Genomic DNA, 16,494 nt, shown 5'->3' with positions numbered 1-16,494 from the left:
AGGTTTTACATCGATGAACAAAAAACTTTGGATGACATTAGCATTATTCGCTTCGCTGTTTTTAGCTTCATGCACTAATGGTGAACCAAAGCCTGCAGAAGCAGGAGAAGAAAAAATTACAAAGGAAAAAGTAGTAATCGATAATGAAGGCTTCCCTATCGAATATAAAGAAGCACCAACTCGAGCGGTCTCACTTAACCAACATGTAACTGAAATTATGTTAGCTCTTGGATTAGAGGATTCTATGGTTGGTACTGCATTTTTGGATGATGAAATTTATGAGCCATTCCAAGAAGCTTATGAGAAGATACCGGTGTTAGCCGAGCAATACCCTACGAAGGAGCAAATTGTTTCAGTAGAAGCGGACTTTTTATATGGCGGTTGGGGCAGCGCCTTTAATGAGAAAAACATTGCCACTCGTGAAGAGCTAAAAGAAATGGGCATCTCTAGCTACCTACAATCATCGTCGGTAAATATGGCTCCAACCTTAGATGATATTTACGGAGATATCCGTAATATCGCGAAAATTTTCCAAGTAGAAGAGCGCGGCGAAGAGCTTATCAAGAAGATGAATGAGGATATTGAGGCAACTACAAAGAAATTGCCAGAAGTAACGGATCCATTAAAGGTTTTAGTATTTGATAGCGGTGAAACTGATGTTTTCACAGCTGCACAAAACTTTATGAATACACTTGTGACAATGGCGGGCGGAGAAAATGTGTTTGGTGATGTAGAAGATAACTGGGCAACCGTTTCAAAGGAAGCAGCAGTAGAGCGTGAACCAGAAGTCATCGTCGTAATCGATTATGGAGAGACAACAGCAGAAGAGAAAATTCAATTCTTAAAAGCGGATCCTGCCTTAAGCCAAACACCGGCTGTACAAAATGAACGCTTCGTTATTTTACCATTATCAGCAGCATCAGAAGGTATTCGTGTAGCTGATGCAGTAGAAATCCTCGCAAAAGGTTTCTATCCAGAAGCGTATTAATGGAGAAAAAGAACATGGAAGAGTTGTATCGTGCAAACTTTAAGCAGGCTATGCTATTGCCAATGCCAGAAAAAACCTATGCCAAACTAAATAAAAATGACGAATACACATGCTTAACTGTAAGGTCGGGCATTATTAATAAACATTTTACTCCACAGCAATTCGCTCTGCTTGCCAGCCTTGCTGAACAAGGGGCGGTGAAATATTCCGCAAACCATAGCTTACTTGTTTCTGTTAAAACAGAAATACTGCCTCAAATTATCGAGCAGCTAACGGTGGTAGGTTTATATGTTGTTCCGCCTAGAGCATGTGCAGTCTTAAAATGCTGTGATTTTTGCGATGGTGATCGGTTAGAGGCATTGCCAATAGCGACTGAGCTACTAAATGCTTTTGAAAAAATACCGCTGAAACGCCGCATTCGAATTGGGTTTAATGCATGTACTTCCGCTTGCTATAACGCAGTGCAAGATGATGTTGCGCTTGTGTATCATCGCGGACACTTCGATTTATATGCTGGAGCGATTCCGATGGGGAGAAGTGCAAGCTCAGGGAAAAAAATACTTACTCGTGTGCCAGAAGCACATATAGAAGAGATTTTGAGCGTATTACTGGAGCTTTATAACGCTTCACAAACTGAAAAATTTTCAACCTTTATTAAACGAACAACAACACTTGAAGGGCAGCTACAAAGAAAATTACATCAATTAGCTGAAGGAGGGCAAATATGACAACGTGGAATTTGATGGAGATGCAACGACACTTACTTATCTGCAACGGTGCAACATGTATGGGGGCTGGTGCAGAGGAGGTAACACAGCAAATCCGAGATGAAATCCGAAAAAATCGTTTAGATGAAAAAATTCATACATCACGTACACGCTGTAATGGTCGCTGTAAGGATAAATGTGTCGTCATTGATTATCCAAAAGGTAATTGGTATTCAGTGCAGGAAGAGCAAACAGCAAGGGATATTGTGCATGAGACGGTAGCAGAAGAATCAATCATTTATTCTATGGAGAATGGTGAACGTGAGCGTAAAACAAACCGAATCAAAGGCATTAATAAATATAGGAAGGGGAACGGGCCAATGAAAAAGGCTGTATTATTTGTTGGACACGGCAGTAAGCTTGAAGCTGGAAATGAAGAAGTTCGTCAGTTTATCGAGCAAACAAAAGAATATATTGATCCAGCCTTGCTTGTTGAAACGTGCTTCCTAGAATTCGCTGCACCAAACATTGAAGATGGGATTCAACTTTGTGTTGAAAAGGGTGCTGATGAAATACATGTTATTCCCATCATCCTATTACACGCCGGGCACTCAAAGCTACATATCCCAGCCGAAATTGAGCATGCTAAAGAGCATTTCCCTGATGTTCGCTTCACATATGGGCAAACGATTGGCATCCATGAAGAAATCTTTGAAATTTTAAAAACACGTCTAGCCCAAACAGGATTTGATGTGGATGCGAAGCATGAGGGTACAGCTATTCTATTGATTGCTCGTGGTGGAAGTGACCCGTATGCGAATGGTGACGTTTACAAAATCAGCCGCCTACTTTGGGAAAAGCTCGATGTGGCGATGGTGGAAAGTGCCTTTATGGGTGTAACAACGCCAACTGTTCAGCAGGGGATTGAACGTTGTGTTAAATTAGGTGCCAAAAAAATCATTATGCTTCCTTACTTCTTGTTTACAGGGATTTTAATGGAACGTATGGGGAAAATGGCCGAAAGCTTTATAGAGGAGTATCCAGAGGTGGATATTACAATTGCACAATACTTCGGCTATCATCCAAATTTAAAGAAAGTACTCATTGAACGACTGCAGCAAGCGATCGATGGTACATCAACAGGTATGCAGGACCTAGAAAACTTCCGCAAGTTTGCCGAAGAAAACGGCTATGAGCATCATCATCATCATTAATCATCCAAAAATATTACAAGGTCAAAGCTTCGTATTCTATCGAGCTTTGACTTTTTTTGCATCCAAATGGTATTATGTGTAATTTCGAGTGTATACTAGAATTGATGAAAATACAGGAGGGGTTGAGATTGAAAAAGCTAATACTAATGATGGCAATGGCTCTACTCTTTTTGGGTGCATGTAACGCAGAATTATCAATAACTGAACTGAAAAAAGTACCGAAAGAAATTCAAGATGTGGAAACACTTTATGACACACAATATTATGCGCAATTAATAAATGGTAAAGAGGGTGAGCCTTCATATCTTGTACTAAACACAAGCGGAAACGTAACTGTAAATGTTGAAGTTGCAAACAATGCATTAAAAATACTAATTGATGAAGAACCACAAGAAGACGCTGGAGTTCAAACACATCTTTATAAAATTCAGCTAGACGACCGAGACTTTGAATTTATTAAATTGTATAAAAATGGACAAGAAACACACTTTGATATGTCAATAGGTGGAGCTATTTAAATTTAAAATAGCTTAGTTTGAATCACTTCTACTAAAATAAAAAGCGAATGAATCGAGTAAGATTCATTCGCTTCTCATTATGCATTTTATCGCCGTAAAGTCACCTAGACGATTTTACGTTCCCAAGCCTATAAAATGCTAATATTTCTAAATGCTTCAGCGCCCAGCCCCTCAAGGTCGCTTCTGTCCTTCAATCGAAAGCGAAAAGATGCTTTCGATTGAGTGCCAAGTAGTGCGTGTTGGGACAAAACAGGTGCTTCCACTTTTCTAAATTACATATCCCAAAGAAGGATTAGTAGTGTACCTAACACTGTAATAATAACCATTGCAAAGCCATATACAATGTTTGAATAGATTGACCACTTGTCTTCTGTTTCACCAGCGTGCATGAAAATCATAAATTGCAGACCAGCCTGTAGGAATGCAGTTACTAATAGTACCGTAATTCCTGTTGTCATGGACATATCCATGAAGTAAACAAGCAGGGCAACAGCTGTTAAAACTAAAGAGAATATAAATCCCATTACTTGACCGATTGGAAAGAACTTTGCCATATTACATCATTCCTTTCAAGTAAATGAAACTGAAGATGAAAATCCATACAACGTCTAGGAAGTGCCAGTATAGCGAGAAGATGAAAGACTTATTCGCTGTTTCTGGATTTAAACCACGTTTCCAAATTTGGATCATGATAAAGATTCCCCAGAATAGACCAACTGTTACGTGCAAGCCGTGAGTTCCTAAAGTTGTTAATAGGATTGACGTGAAGGCACTTACTGTAATACCAGCGCCAACATGTGCATAGTGTGTAAATTCATAGATTTCAACACCTAAGAACGCTAAACCTAATAGTAGAGTTACAGCCATAAATGATAGGGTTGCCTTCTTACTGCCTAAACGCATCGCATGAATGGCAAGACCAATTGTAAAACTACTTGCTAAAAGAATAAATGTTTCAGCTAGAACTGGACCGATTTCAAAAATCTCCGCACCTGTAGGCCCACTACCTGTACGGTCTACTAATGTAAAGTAAGCGGCGAATAATGTTCCAAACAGCATAATCTCCGCACCAAGGAATACCCAGAAACCAAAGATCTTCATGTTGTTTTCCTCTGTACTATACTCTAGCGGGCGTGAGTGATCTACTTTAGCCATTATTTCGCACCTCGCTTTTCATATTGATTTTCAGTTGCCTTTACTTCTTCAGCAGGAATATAGTAACCATGATCCTTTTCAAATGATCGATGCACCATACCTCCAAGAATTACGATTAAACCGATAACCGCTGGAATCCACATACTAAAGATTAATGAGAATCCTCCTAGGAAGAATCCACAACTCATAATGAATGGAACACCAGAGTTATTTGGCATATGAATTTTTTCAATATTGCCTTTGAAAATCTTTGTACCTTTTTTCTTCATATCCCAGAATGCTTCAGAAGTACTTTCTGAAATATCAGGAGTAATTGCAAAGTTGTAATTTGGAACTGGTGTATGTGTTGCCCACTCTAAGCCACGTGCATTCCATGGGTCTGAACCGATGTTACGTGGAGAGTTTTTGAAGCTATACCAAATGTTCCAAACTAACATGATGAATGATACAGTCATGATTCCTGCACCAACGAATGACACCATGTTTAAAGCGCTAAAGCCAGTTGATTCTGAATAAGTGTACATACGACGAGCTTGTCCGTCTAATCCAGTGATATACATTGGAATGAACGCAAGAACGAAACCAGTCGACATTACCCAAACAGTTGCTTTACCGATTTTTTCATTCAGCATGAAACCAAACATTTTTGGCCAGTAGAATGTCAAACCAGCTAACATCGCGTAAACAACACCAGGGATGATTACGTTATGGAAGTGAGCAACTAAGAACATCGTATTGTGGTATTGGTAGTCAGCTGCGGACATTGCAAGCATAACCCCTGTTACACCACCAAGTGTGAATAATGGGATAAAGTGAACTGCATACAACATTGGTGTTGTAAATTCAATTTTCCCTTTATAAAGCGTAAATAGCCAGTTGAATATTTTAACCCCTGTTGGGATCGCAATAGCCATTGTTGTAATCGAGAAGATCGAGTTTGTGAAAGCACCTTGTCCCATTGTAAAGAAGTGGTGCGTCCATACTGTGAATGCAAACACAGAAATAATGATCATCGACCAAACCATCGAGTTGTAGCCGTATAGGTTACGACGTGCGAATGTTGAAATAACCTCTGAGAAAATACCGAATGCCGGTAGGATCAAGATATATACTTCAGGGTGACCCCAAACCCAGAATAGGTTGGCCCAAAGCATGTCCATACCACCGTTGCCGATAGCAAAGAACTGCGTATCAAATAGTCGGTCCATCGCCCCCATTGCTAACGCTACAGTTAGAACTGGGAAAGCAAATACAACGATTAAGTTTGCAATTAATGCTGACCAAGTGAACATTGGCATTTTAAATAATGTCATACCTGGTGCACGCATTTTCATGATTGTTGTAATAAAGTTAATACCTGTAATTAATGTACCAAGTCCAGCAATTTGGATGGCAATCATGTAGTAATTCGTACCAACAGATGTACTAAACTCATTATCAGCTAATGGGAAGTACGAAGTCCAACCTGCGTCAGGAGATCCCCCAACAACGAATGATAGGTTGAATAGCATTGCACCCATAAAGAATAGCCAGAAGCTTAAGTTATTTAAACGTGGGAACGCAACGTCACGTGCCCCGATTTGTAAAGGTACTAAATAGTTAAAGAAAAATGTGATAAAAGGCATCGCCATGAATAGGATCATGACTACCCCGTGTGTTGTAAATACTTCATTATAGTGTTGTGCATCTAAAAATGTATTATCCGGAACAGCTAGCTGTAAACGTAGCATTACAGCATCAACGCCACCTCTGAATAACATTAAGAGTGCTACTAGTAAGTACATTATACCGATTTTTTTATGATCGACAGTTGTAATCCATTCACGCCATAAGTAACCCCATAGCTTGAAGTATGTGACCACCGCGACTAATGCAATCGATACAAGCACAATTGACACCATTGCAACGTAAATTAAAAAACTTGGATGTGGTATCATAAAGCGCTCAAAAAATTCCATACTGTTGTAACTCCTTTCAGACTAGACCAGTCTTTTTAGTTAACATCATTAATGAGAAGAAGGATCTTCGTGTCCAGTGTCTTATTCTTCGTGACCTGCATGTTCGCTATGGTCGGCATTTGGTGAAGCTGAATTGCCGTGATTATGCTCTGGCGCTGGTGAGAACTCAAGGTGTGTACCTGTATAAGTTGAACGACCAAGGTGACCAGGCTCTAATAGCTCTTCGAATTTATCTTCTGTAAGTGGTTTAGCAGTTGCATGTACTTCCTCCACCCACTCGTCAAACTTTTCTGGAGACATCGCTGTTACATCAAATGTTTGTTCAGCTGTTCCTCTACCTGCAAAGTTTGCGTTACGTCCCCAGAATTCTCCTTCAACATCAGCAGCTAGGTGAAGTGTTGTTACCATGTCGGCCATCGCGTATTTTTGACCGCCTAGCTGTGGAATCCAGAAACTTGTAATCGGTCCGAAAGAGTACAACTTAAACTCAATATTGCGGTTTGCCGGAATGTATAAGTAGTTAACTGTTTCGATACCTTGTTCTGGATAGCTGAAGTGCCATTTCCAATCTGAAGAAGATGCATAAATTACTAATGGCTCCTCCTCTTTATATTGTTCTGGAGCACTTTCTACTAAATAGTTACTTTCTACCGTTCTAAAAGATAAGAATAGAACGATAAGCACTGGAACCCCGATACAAATTGTTTCTACTAGCCAGTGACCATGGATATGTGGCGGCTCGTAGTCAGGGCTTTGTTTCGAGGCGCGGTATTTAAATAGCATAAATACCAGTAATGCAAGTACAACAATAACAATTCCAGACATTAAGAAAATTAACATCATTGTATCGTTTGCTTGTACTTCGGCTTGAGGACCTTTAGGATCAAGCACTAATAAGGGATTACATCCACCAAGAAGCAAAGTGCCAAAGACGATTGATGCTAGTAAAGTCCCTTTCATATTCACTTTCATAATTGGACTCCTTTCAATTAGATATAGCTAATAAAAGATGTCGTATTTACCTATTTGCACTATTGAGATAGTGGAAAACGATTAGTAATAGGTATATACAGCATGTCTGAGGTAAACAGTGATATAAAATCATACAGGATGGGACGATGATTCTTGTTCACTCGTACTAAACTTGAGTCGAACAAATATCCGATTCCTTACTAAAAAAAGGCTACTGTCGTAATCGTTCATTACTGCTAGCAGTTAATTAACAAAATATTCCCTAAAATAGAATCTGTCACCATCACATCTAGCGGTTCTAATTGTCGAATAGAACTTTTTGATTTATATAATGACAATCACCTCTGACTGCTTAGAAAGTTTATAAAATTATTAGCCTATAGTCAAAAAAATAATATAACTTTATGAGTGGTAGAACTATAGAGTCATAGTGGATAAATCTACTAGGGAATAGTTCGGGGAGTAAAAAGTGGCTTCAACTCGACATTTATCGACATTTTCGAGAGTTTTGATACAGAGTTTATTTATGGCGTATTTATGACAAGCTTAAAATGTTGGAATAATCGAAATTTAAAGAAAGGTGGTCAACTTGAGGGGAAATAGTGACTATTTTACAGAAAAGTATAAAAAAACGGTAAGAGTTGAGATTCAAAAGAGCTGTTTAAATGGAGTTTTATTATAAGGAAAAGATGTCATTTATACCAATTATGTTTACTTAATCTAAAAATTCACTAATTGCTATGAGGAACGGGAACCTAATGTGAAAAAGCAAGTTTTGAGATGTTGTTAAACGATAGTGACAAGTGGGAATAGGCCACGGCTTCCTGGGGAAAAAGTATGACTTGAAGAAATCGCTTGGTCCGCTAACATTTTAGAATGATCGATGTAGGTCATTAGAAAACGAAGGATTCTTTCATTTGTTCGACAATTGGCGGTTTTATTGCATTGGAAAACTCAAATAAGACAAAAATTTATGTTTTTAATCAATTTTATACGAAAATATAAAATGATATGCTAATATGTATTCTGTAGAAAAACAAATATCCGCACCCAAAGAACAATCCGTGCGCTCGGAGGAAATATATGAAACAAATAATAACAAAATGGAATTCTATTAACCTCGTGAATAGAATTATTATAGGTATCGTTATTGGAGTAATTTTAGCGGTAGCTGCCCCAAGTTCGGCAAGCGGCGTTTCAATGTTAGGCGCATTGTTTGTAAGTGCATTAAAATCTGTTGCACCTATCTTAGTGTTCTTCTTAGTTATTAACGCGATTGCAGGGCAAAAAATCGGAAAAAAAACAAACATGAAATCCATTGTCATGTTATATGGAATCGCTACAGTACTAGCTGGATTCGTAGCAGTAGTGGCAAGCTTTATGTTCCCAACGACATTAATGTTGAAGGAAGCTGCACAAGATGTAGCACCACCTAGTGGAATAGGTGAAGTTTTTGAAACACTGCTATTTAATATCGTATCGAATCCAGTAAGCTCTCTTATGAATGGCAATTACATTGGGATATTAGCTTGGGCCATTGTTTTAGGTCTTGCATTAAAGCAAGCAAGTCCATCAACGAAGGAAGGACTTGCAAATATTTCAAATGCAATTTCAACAGTAGTACAATGGGTTATTAGCTTAGCTCCTTTTGGAATTATGGGGCTAGTTTTTGATGCAATTGCTACAAATGGACTTTCTGCTTTGAAGGGCTATGGACAGCTAATATTAGTACTCGTTGGGTCTATGCTTGTCATTGCACTTGTAGTAAACCCATTACTCGTATTCATTTATACAAGAAAAAATCCTTATCCACTTGTATTAATAAGTTTAAAGGAAAGTGGCATGACAGCCTTTTTTACACGCAGTTCAGCTGCAAATATTCCAATTAATATGAAGCTTTGTGAAAAATTAGGATTAGATGAAGACACATACTCTGTATCGATTCCATTAGGTGCTACGATCAACATGGCAGGTGCAGCAGTTACCATTTCTGTCCTAACGCTTGCAGCAGCTCATACTTTAGGGGTTGAAGTCGACTTAGCAACAGCTGTAATTTTAGCGGTTGTATCAGCAGTCTCAGCAGCAGGTGCTTCTGGAGTAGCGGGCGGTTCACTGTTGTTAATTCCAGTAGCTTGTAGCTTATTCGGTATTTCAGTGGACGTTGCGATGCAGGTAGTAGCAATTGGCTTTATTATCGGTGTAGTTCAGGATTCATGCGAAACAGCCCTTAACTCATCATCAGATGTCGTATTTACAGCGGCAGCTGAGCAAGCAAAAAATAGAAAAAGTAAATAAAATCAATTAATTAATTCAGCGGAGCCCTAAATTTATTTAGGGTTTTTGAATTTTAGATAAACTCATATAATATTGAGTATGCCTATAGTCTATTTTAAAAAAATTTATTAGTAAAAAACCGTTGATCTCCGTTCCATGCGCTCCCTTTCCGCAGGCACGGCTTCAACTAATTTTTGCGGCGATCCGCCGCAAAAATGGATTTTCAGCGCGCGCGATTCCTGCAGGAGTGTCGCGCCTTTCACTACAATCAACTCCTGTTGCCTAATGATAAGATATGTCACTTTATATTTAATATAATGTGCCAGGTGATGTATAAAAATAGAATAAGTGACGTTACCAACTTGAAATACTTACAATCCAATAGCTTTTAACAGGAGAATCTTCTTCGTAAAGTAACTACAACGACCTTTTCCAATTTCATTCTCCGTTTGTTTGGAAAAAGATTTGTATGAATTGTACTTTGAAGAATGGATTAAAATATGTTGGAAAACCAGGGAAGCCTCTTCACGAAAAGGGCAGTGGCGAGGCTTGCCGATTTCTAAGAGAATACTTTGTCTACAGTCCGGAGCCCTAAATTTATTTAGGGTTTTTTCTGTCGTTGAAATTGCTTCGGTTGGTTTAAATAAGATATAATATAGTTATGTAGGAGGGAAATTGGATGACAAAAATCACTATTGATTCTCCAGAGTTTAAACGCGTTGAAAAAAATTTATTACTCGAAAATTTTCAAGTCAACAAACAATTAGCCTTAAAAGCAATTGACGTCGTTAACTCCAAAAAAATATTAACACCTACTATGATTAAAGAAGCGTTAAACCTTGAAAAAATATAATTTCGGTAAAGATGAGGATTATTTATTAGCGCATAACTGCTTAGGAATAACAACTTACGAGGATCTTGAAAATGCTGAGCAATATGTATTCATCATTCGCTCCTTACAAGTGGAGAACGGCACATATGTACTAGATTCTTTTACAATGAACTCATTGCAAAATCTGCACCGTCATTTATTTCGGGATATATATGATTTTGCTGGAGACATCCGGAGCGTACAGTTAGCTAAAGGAACAACACAATTTTGTCAGTTTCAATATATTGCAGCGATTAGTTCTGACATTTTTACGAAAATAGCGGCTGAAAAAAATTGGTCAACAGTAGAAGAGGCAGCAAAAAAACTAGCTTATTACAAAGCAGAATTGAATATGCTACATCCTTTTAGAGAAGGGAATGGGAGAGCCATTCGTATATTCATCCAATATTACGCTAAATCCAAAGGGTATGATTGGCAATATGCGAATATCGATTCACAGGAATACATGCTTGCGATGATTGCGTCTGTTCATAATAGTACTAAACTTCAACGCCTATTTTTTAAAACATTAGTAAAACTATAATGTAGCAATAATAAAAACGATGGACATCCTAAATTAGGTGACATCGTTTTTTTATGGAAACAAATGAAATGTAAATAATTGAGTTGAAAGTAATTATCGAAATTTCAGAATAACATAACAATTTTAAGCTAAAATAAAAATCATGTCCCTTTCGTTATAGTTTTGTAAACGTAGTGTAAATTTAATATTTCGTTTTTGTAATGATATTTACTTTCTTCCGCAGATGAGTAATATTAAAGCAGGAAATAAACTTGTCTGTGAAAATAGAGTAAGCTAAATCTATTATCCGGATATACGGTAGACTCCGTGAATAATTTTATCGAGGTGACAATAGTGGAAATTAATTGGCAAGAAATGATATTTGAATTTCTTGGAGGGTTAGGCTTATTCCTTTTTGCAATTAAATTTATGGGAGACGGTCTACAAAAAGCAGCTGGCGACCGTTTACGTGATATTTTAGATAAATTTACAACAAATCCATTAATGGGTGTTTTAGTCGGTATTGTTGTTACCGTTCTCATTCAATCGAGCTCAGGGACGACGGTCATTACAGTCGGTTTAGTGAGTGCCGGATTTATGAAGCTTCGTCAGGCAATCGGTGTCATAATGGGGGCGAATATCGGGACAACCATTACAGCGTTTATTATAGGAATTGATGTTGGCGAGTATGCATATCCAATTATGGCGCTCGGTGCAGTATTATTGTTCTTCTTTAAAAAGAGTACAGTTCAAAATATCGGACAAGTCCTATTCGGTTTTGCCGGTCTTTTTATCGGTTTAGAGCTGATGAGTGGCGGTATGAAGCCGCTTCGTGAATGGCAGCCATTTTTGGATTTAACAGTTAGTATGAGTGATACACCATTTTTAGGGGTCATCGTTGGTACAGTATTTACAGTAATTGTACAATCCTCATCGGCAACAGTAGGGATCCTACAAGGCTTATATGCAGAAGGTTTAGTGCCACTAGAAGGTGCATTACCTGTCCTATTTGGAGATAACATCGGTACGACAATTACAGCGATATTAGCAGCGCTTGGTGCATCTGTTGCCGCTCGTCGTGCAGCTGCCACACACGTCTTATTTAATGTCGTTGGTACCGTTATCTTTGTGCTTTTATTAGTTCCGTTTACCGCGTATATAGAATGGATTACAGGCGTCCTTGGTCTTGAGGAAAAAATGCAAATCGCCTTTGCGCACGGTACATTTAACGTTATGAATACTTTAATTCAGCTACCGTTAATAGGTGTTTGGGCATGGCTAGTGACACGTCTTATACCGGGTGAAGATACTGCAATTGAATATAAACCAAAATATTTAGACTATAGCTTAATCACACAATCACCATCTATTGCGATTGGACAAGCCAAACAGGAAATTGTACGTATGGGTGAGTATAGTGTACATGGCTTACAAGAAGCACTGCAGTATTTAAATACACAGGACAATAAACATGCCGGTACAACAGCACTGCTGGAAGAAGCAATTAATAATTTAGATCAAAAGTCGACAGATTATTTAGTCTCACTTTCTAAGCAGTCACTATCTTCGCATGATTCTAAGGTCCACCATGCACTACTAGAAAACATTCGTGATATTGAACGGATTGGGGACCACTTTGAAAACTTAATTGAGTTAATAGATTATAAAGAAAATAATCGTGTGAAGTTAAGTAAGGATGCTATGCAAGAATTGAACGAAATGTTTGAGCTAACAGTCGAAACAGTATCGTTAGCTGTTCGTTCACTAGATCAACGTGATGTAAAATTTGCAGAAGAAGTAATGGCGAATGAAGATAAAATCGACGAGATGGAACGAAAGCTTCGAAAACGTCATATCCTTCGTTTAAATGAGGGAATTTGCTCAGGCTCTGCAGGCATTGTTTTTGCTGATATTATTAGTAATCTCGAACGAATTGGGGATCATGCAGTGAATATCGCACAAACAGTAATAGAAACAAAGTAAAAATGAAAACATGAGCTGACGATAGATCCGTCACTCATGTTTTTTTATTTTTCATTAGCCTTCATTCGAGAAATATACTTCTTCAAAGGGCTGGATGATTACAAACCCTTCACCTGAGAAAGCCATCTGTATCGACTCACCACTTCCACGACCAATAAATGTACGGAAGCTAATATCTGTTATAAATTCTGGTGTTAGATTGCCAGACCAAGCCACAGTTGCATGGGGATCTGTATAAACAGTTTGCCCTGGTTTTACAAGTAATGTTAATGGCTCAAAATGCGTAGTAATCGCTACCTTGCCACTTCCCTTTAACGTCACATTAAATAAACCTCCTGCCATTATCCCAGCCATTTTGCGCATTAGATGAATATCCCATTCAATCTGCGGTTCAAAAGCAAGTAAATCATTGCCGTTTACACAAATACTTTCATTATTTAGTTCAAAAATCGTAACTTTCTTTCCTTGATCGGCTAAGTAAAGACGCCCTTTACCTTTCGCTCTCATAAGTTGAGTACCTTCACCTGTTAACGCTTTTTTAAACATTTTAGCGAGGCCATGCTCCATCACTCGCTCACGTTCAAACTTAATGTCGCCTATGTAGGATATCATAGCGCCCATCTTAGACCAAACTTCACCATCCAAGTTGACTTCTAATACACGTTCAGTTTCCAAGACAAAGTAGTCATTATCCTTGTCGTCTTGTTGCGTGTTTTCCACAAATGCGTTTAAAGAATATTTTCCCATGCCAATCTCCCCCTTACTATCCTTTATACGTATATAGGAAATTAAAGATTCGTAATTTTTAGAATATAATGCGTTACTAAAAATCAACCTTTGTCGCATTTTTTATCTTACCTATTGCATAGTATGTCGAAAGGGGGATCGTATGAGAATAAATTGGCGAGTGCGCGTCCGACATAAAACTTTTTTAGTAGCACTATTTTCTTTACTTCTTTTACTCTCGCAGCAGGTAGCGGCAATATTTGGCTACGAATTAACCGCCCAAATAAGTGAACAGCTCACATCTATTTTTAATACGATTTTATCGATACTTGTTTTACTAGGAGTTGTAGTTGATCCAACAACAAAGGGAATGAGTGACAGTGAAAGAGCATGTACGTATGAACGTCCAAACTAATAGCGGATAATGTCAGAGGTGCCCATGCTAATCCAGACTAAATGGTCTATTGTTACGCCTATTTCTCAATTTTAGTGTAGTATTTATAGAAATAGAGGTGTTTTTATGGATCTAGCTTTTGAACAACGAATTATCGCAAATTTCGGTGAGGTGGGTGAGCAATGGTTAGCGAGGTTACCCACTACTATTGAATGGTGTAACAACGAGTGGGGATTAGTTATGGAAGAGGTTATGGAGAGGTTATCTTATAATTATATTATTTATGTAATAAAAAACGATAAGCCCTATGTATTGAAGCTTGGTGTACCAGGAAATGATATCAGCCTAGAAATGCTAGCGACAGAGCTGTACGGAAGTCAGAACTTTGTTAGGCTCCTTGCGAAAAATAATCAGCACGGTGCGCAATTGCTTGAACGGATACAGCCAGGCTGCATGCTGTCAACCATGGATGAGGAGAGAGCCATCGAGATTTTTTGTAGCACTTGGCAGGCGTTACGTGCCCCAGCAGATGAACGATTTCCACATATATATCAGTGGTTTTCTACATTACATACTCACGAGGGCCCTATTCTAAAAGGTGACCTAGAGCTAGCAGCACACTTTGCTCAGGAAATAATGCAGGACGGAAATAATGAGCTGCTGCATGGTGATTTACATCATTATAATATTTTGTATGATAACAAGCGTGGCTGGTGTGGCATTGATCCAAAGGGTATAAATGGCGATAAGTATTTTGATTGTATTCCTTTTATATTAAACGAATGTCAGAATGAAAAAGTATTATCTAACCGGATAGAGCAAATAACGCAAAAACTATCTTTAAATCGAAACAGACTTATTAAAGCAGCAATTGCGCTCACAACAGTTCGATCTTGCTGGGCAACAGAGGATGAGGAAGACTGGTATGGTACTTTTGAGAAGGTAGTGTGGCTAAAAAAACTATTATAAAATAGGGAGAAACTCCTCGTCAGAAACCATTTCCCATACAGCTTTTTGCTGATTTGGAAGATGGTTTCTAATTTTTTGATAAAAAATGTATGTTTTCTGTATTTTTTGTCCAAAATTGGACAAAAAGCTACAGATAACTACAAGGAGGAGTTCTATGTTGAGAGTTAATGCTTTTTTTGTTCTGCTACTAATTGTTTTTTCAGTTAGTTCAGTAGCAAACGCAGCTACCCCATTGCCGCTAGCCACCAGTAATTTAGATCCAAAATATAATTCAGTTGATGAGAATGCCCTGGGTGAGACAAGCATTCACACTTGGGATGCTTTAGATATTTCAATGCTGTTAAACGATGACGATGAAGTGAAAAAGTATACGGTAGTTCAAGGTGACAATTTATTTCGAATTGCCGTTAATCACGGTGTTTCGCTTCAATCACTTATAGGTTGGAACGATTTGACGAGCGATTTAATTCACCCTGGGGATGTTTTAATTGTAAGTGGTGAAGAGGTGGATGAAATCACTCCTATCAAATCCCATTTTGAGGAAAAGAAAAAAGTAGTCACCACAAGTGGTAGTTCGCAGAATACAAATAAGACAAAGCCAAATAATAACGCCCCACCTTCTAATTTGACGGGGAAAGAAATGATTGTCACTGCAACAGCCTATACAGCCTATTGTGATGGATGCTCTGGAACAACTGCATACGGCATTGATTTACGAGCAAATCCAAACCAAAAAGTTATCGCCGTCGACCCACGAATCATTCCTCTTGGAACAAAGGTATGGGTAGAGGGCTATGGTGAAGCAATTGCAGGTGACACAGGTGGCGCGATTAAAGGTAACAAAATTGATGTCTTTATTCCAACTTATGAAAATGCCATAGCCTGGGGCGTCAAAACAGTTAAAATTAGAGTGTTAAATTAACTATAGTATCTGTGCTTTTTTAGGAGCTCCAAATAGTGACGACTATTTGGAGCTTTACTTTTTTAATAAAAGTGAGGGCTATCCGCACAAAAGGTAGCCATCCGCACAAAAGGTAGCCATCCGCACAAAAGAAGCGTGTATCCGAACAAGAAGAGGGTCCATACGCACAAAAGAAGCGTGTATCCGAACAAGAAGAAGGTCCATCCGCACAAAAGAGCAGCATTTCAGTATAAAACCCCTCATCAAAATAAATACTCTCATATTATCACTACCGTCGCATAAAATTTTACTGAATTTTCTGTTTTTTATTCTTCCTGTTT

General features: G+C 38.3%; 17 protein-coding genes. 11 read left to right on the top strand and 6 right to left on the bottom strand.

Annotated features, from left to right (window positions below; translation table 11 throughout):
* Positions 1-13 precede the first annotated feature (13 nt).
* From V4T18_RS12520 to V4T18_RS12505, 4 genes are all read left to right on the top strand, one after another.
* Entirely contained in the window at positions 14-988 is a 975-nt protein-coding gene (locus V4T18_RS12520) for an ABC transporter substrate-binding protein (RefSeq protein ID WP_332649838.1), read from the top strand.
* 14 nt (positions 989-1,002) lie between these two features.
* Positions 1,003-1,716 (top strand): sulfite reductase, encoded by a 714-nt coding sequence (locus V4T18_RS12515; protein ID WP_332649837.1) that lies wholly within the window; start codon positions 1,003-1,005, stop codon positions 1,714-1,716.
* Positions 1,713-2,909, top strand: a complete 1,197-nt coding sequence (locus V4T18_RS12510; RefSeq protein WP_332649836.1) for a CbiX/SirB N-terminal domain-containing protein — start codon at positions 1,713-1,715, stop codon at positions 2,907-2,909. Before V4T18_RS12515 ends, V4T18_RS12510 begins: the two co-directional genes overlap by 4 nt.
* A 128-nt stretch (positions 2,910-3,037) precedes the next feature.
* Positions 3,038-3,427: a hypothetical protein gene (locus V4T18_RS12505; protein WP_332649835.1), complete on the top strand. Its 390-nt coding sequence runs from the start codon at positions 3,038-3,040 to the stop codon at positions 3,425-3,427.
* A gap of 272 nt (positions 3,428-3,699) precedes the next feature.
* Here V4T18_RS12505 and qoxD read toward each other — a convergent pair whose 3' ends face one another.
* The 4 genes from qoxD to qoxA all read right to left on the bottom strand — a co-directional run bounded on the left by qoxD (position 3,700) and on the right by qoxA (position 7,512).
* Positions 3,700-3,981: a cytochrome aa3 quinol oxidase subunit IV gene (gene qoxD, locus V4T18_RS12500; RefSeq protein WP_332649834.1), complete on the bottom strand. Its 282-nt coding sequence runs from the start codon at positions 3,979-3,981 to the stop codon at positions 3,700-3,702.
* Between the two features lies 1 nt (position 3,982).
* Positions 3,983-4,582 carry a cytochrome aa3 quinol oxidase subunit III gene (gene qoxC / locus V4T18_RS12495; protein ID WP_332649833.1) on the bottom strand — a complete coding sequence of 200 codons (600 nt, stop codon included), beginning with the start codon at positions 4,580-4,582 and terminating at the stop codon, positions 3,983-3,985.
* Positions 4,582-6,540 (bottom strand): cytochrome aa3 quinol oxidase subunit I, encoded by a 1,959-nt coding sequence (gene qoxB / locus V4T18_RS12490; RefSeq protein ID WP_332649832.1) that lies wholly within the window; start codon positions 6,538-6,540, stop codon positions 4,582-4,584. Before qoxB ends, qoxC begins: the two co-directional genes overlap by 1 nt.
* An 81-nt stretch (positions 6,541-6,621) precedes the next feature.
* The gene (gene qoxA, locus V4T18_RS12485; protein WP_332649830.1) at positions 6,622-7,512 is read right to left on the bottom strand and encodes a cytochrome aa3 quinol oxidase subunit II; all 891 of its coding nucleotides are present in this window, start codon (positions 7,510-7,512) and stop codon (positions 6,622-6,624) included.
* A gap of 1,083 nt (positions 7,513-8,595) precedes the next feature.
* Here qoxA and sstT point away from each other — a divergent pair.
* Positions 8,596-9,807 (top strand): serine/threonine transporter SstT, encoded by a 1,212-nt coding sequence (gene sstT, locus V4T18_RS12480; protein ID WP_332649829.1) that lies wholly within the window; start codon positions 8,596-8,598, stop codon positions 9,805-9,807.
* A gap of 107 nt (positions 9,808-9,914) precedes the next feature.
* Here sstT and V4T18_RS12475 read toward each other — a convergent pair whose 3' ends face one another.
* Entirely contained in the window at positions 9,915-10,049 is a 135-nt protein-coding gene (locus tag V4T18_RS12475) for a hypothetical protein (RefSeq protein ID WP_332649828.1), read from the bottom strand.
* 416 nt (positions 10,050-10,465) lie between these two features.
* Between V4T18_RS12475 and V4T18_RS12470 the strand changes: the two genes are divergently transcribed.
* From V4T18_RS12470 to V4T18_RS12460, 3 genes are all read left to right on the top strand, one after another.
* Complete coding sequence (locus V4T18_RS12470; RefSeq protein WP_332649827.1) at positions 10,466-10,639, top strand: Zn-dependent hydrolase; 174 nt, start codon at positions 10,466-10,468, stop codon at positions 10,637-10,639.
* On the top strand, positions 10,626-11,201 hold the full coding sequence (locus tag V4T18_RS12465; RefSeq protein WP_332649826.1) for a Fic/DOC family protein: 576 nt from the start codon (positions 10,626-10,628) through the stop codon (positions 11,199-11,201). The genes V4T18_RS12470 and V4T18_RS12465 overlap by 14 nt, the downstream gene beginning before the upstream one ends.
* A 354-nt stretch (positions 11,202-11,555) precedes the next feature.
* Positions 11,556-13,163, top strand: a complete 1,608-nt coding sequence (locus tag V4T18_RS12460) for a Na/Pi cotransporter family protein (RefSeq protein ID WP_332649884.1) — start codon at positions 11,556-11,558, stop codon at positions 13,161-13,163.
* 54 nt (positions 13,164-13,217) lie between these two features.
* Here V4T18_RS12460 and V4T18_RS12455 read toward each other — a convergent pair whose 3' ends face one another.
* On the bottom strand, positions 13,218-13,910 hold the full coding sequence (locus V4T18_RS12455; RefSeq protein WP_332649825.1) for an AIM24 family protein: 693 nt from the start codon (positions 13,908-13,910) through the stop codon (positions 13,218-13,220).
* A gap of 142 nt (positions 13,911-14,052) precedes the next feature.
* Between V4T18_RS12455 and V4T18_RS12450 the strand changes: the two genes are divergently transcribed.
* The 3 genes from V4T18_RS12450 (at position 14,053) to V4T18_RS12440 (ending at position 16,174) form a co-directional block, all read left to right on the top strand.
* Positions 14,053-14,304: a phage holin gene (locus tag V4T18_RS12450; RefSeq protein WP_332649824.1), complete on the top strand. Its 252-nt coding sequence runs from the start codon at positions 14,053-14,055 to the stop codon at positions 14,302-14,304.
* Between the two features lie 105 nt (positions 14,305-14,409).
* Positions 14,410-15,252, top strand: a complete 843-nt coding sequence (locus tag V4T18_RS12445) for an aminoglycoside phosphotransferase family protein (protein WP_332649823.1) — start codon at positions 14,410-14,412, stop codon at positions 15,250-15,252.
* A gap of 154 nt (positions 15,253-15,406) precedes the next feature.
* A complete protein-coding gene (locus tag V4T18_RS12440; protein WP_332649821.1) occupies positions 15,407-16,174 on the top strand; it encodes a 3D domain-containing protein in 768 nt (255 codons plus the stop codon).
* Positions 16,175-16,494: the final 320 nt, after the last annotated feature.

The organism is Lysinibacillus sp. 54212 (genome assembly GCF_036662795.1).
Classification (GTDB): domain Bacteria; phylum Bacillota; class Bacilli; order Bacillales_A; family Planococcaceae; genus Lysinibacillus_B.
This window is presented reverse-complemented; position numbering and strand designations above follow the sequence as displayed.